The sequence below is a fragment of the Acidovorax sp. KPB24-03 genome, assembly GCF_057546605.1.
In genome coordinates, this window is the sequence record NZ_BAAJYR010000609.1 from 1 (window position 1) to 1,568 (window position 1,568).

Sequence of the window (1,568 nt, forward strand, 5' to 3'; positions counted from 1 at the left end):
CCCCTCTTCGCGCCGGACGCACCTGGACGCCCGATGCGGGCGGCAAGGTCCAGGCGGCCACCAAGGTGGTGCGCGGTCCCCGGGCCCTGGCCCGGCTGGCGGCGGGTCTGTGGCGCGTGTACCTGCGCCACCTCGCCGTGCAGGAAGTGCAGATCAACGGCACGCCGGGTCTGGTGCTGCGCGAGGGCGTCACGCCGCGCGTGGCGCTGGCCTTGCAGACCGACGGCACGCACATCCACGGCATCTACGCCGTGCTGAATCCGGACAAGCTGCGCGGGTTGTAGGCCCCGCCGCCGCCCGGTCCCCTTTTCCCGCTCCGTTCCCGATGGCATGGCACCCGCGCCGGGTGCGGGCCGCGCCATGGGGCAACGGTTTTCTCACCGCTCCTTCATCCAACCCAGCGCCAAGAAAGGCTCCCCATGTCACACGCCCGCATCGACCTCATGAACAACCATCCCGCCACCGCGAACGCCATGATGGCGCTGGAGAACCAGTTGCGCGCTGGCGCCCTGCCCCTTGCCCTCAAGGAGCTGGTGAAGATGCGCGTGTCGCAGATCAACGGCTGCGCGTTCTGCATCGACCTGCACGTGGGCGTGGCCCGCCGGCATGGCGAGACCGACCGGCGCCTGCACCTGCTGGCCGCCTGGCGCGAGGCCGGCCTGTTCGATGCCCGCGAACGCGCCGCGCTGGCCTGGGCCGAATCGCTGACCCGCCTGGCCGCCACGCAGGACGTGCCGGACGCGGTCTATGACATGGTGGCGGCGCAGTTCTCGGAGGCGGAGATCGTCGAGCTGTCGCTGGCCGTCGTCGCCATCAACGGCTGGAACCGGTTCCAGGTCGCTTTCCGCGCGCCACCGGCGGGCGGCGCCGGCGCCTGAGCGCCCCGTTCGGGCCGTCGCACCAAAAATAAGAGCCCAATCGGCCTGACGCCCTAGTAAAACATGCCATTCATGCTATTAATAGCATAGCAATCTCTCCGCGACGGCTTTGCAGCCGCTTCGCGGCAGAACCGGCCGCACGCGCCGTGCCTAGACCACCACCGGCTCCGGCTCCAGCCGGATGCCGAAGCGCTCGTACACGCTGGTCTGGATGGCCTTGGCCAGCGTCATCACTTCGCCGCCGGTCACGCTGTCGGCGCCCCGGCCGCGGTTGACCAGCACCAGCGCCTGCTTTTCGTAAACGCCGGCCTTGCCCACGCTCTTGCCCTTCCAGCCGCAGGCATCGATCAGCCAGCCCGCCGCCAGCTTGATGGTGCCGTCGGGCATGGGGTAGTGCACGATGCGCGGCTCGCGGGCGATGATGTCCGAGCACTGGTCGGGCGTGACCGTGGGGTTCTTGAAGAAGCTGCCGGCATTGCCCACCACCGCCGGGTCGGGCAGCTTGGCGCGGCGCACCTCGCACACCCATTCGAAGATCTGCTGCGCCGTGGGCTCGGCCACCCCGGCCTCGGCCCGCTTGCGCTCCAGGTCCAGGTAGCCCAGCTCGGGCTTCCAGGGCTTGGGCAGGCGAAAGCGCACGTGCGTGATGGCCGCGCGCCCCGCCAGGCCCATGCCGCGCGGCGCGCTGCC

Annotated in this window: 1 protein-coding gene and 2 pseudogenes; 2 read left to right on the forward strand and 1 reads right to left on the reverse strand. The window is 70.3% G+C overall.

The annotated features are described in order from the left end of the window. A pseudogene (locus AC27KI_RS24465) lies at positions 1 to 284 on the forward strand (RNA polymerase subunit sigma-70); the annotation flags it as partial. Positions 285 to 419: 135 nt separating this feature from the next. Then, a complete protein-coding gene (locus tag AC27KI_RS24470) occupies positions 420 to 878 on the forward strand; it encodes a carboxymuconolactone decarboxylase family protein (protein ID WP_487116351.1) in 459 nt (152 codons plus the stop codon). A gap of 150 nt (positions 879 to 1,028) precedes the next feature. Here the strand turns inward: AC27KI_RS24470 and AC27KI_RS24475 are convergent. Further along, positions 1,029 to 1,568 (reverse strand): annotated as a pseudogene (locus AC27KI_RS24475) (UDP-N-acetylmuramate dehydrogenase); the annotation flags it as partial.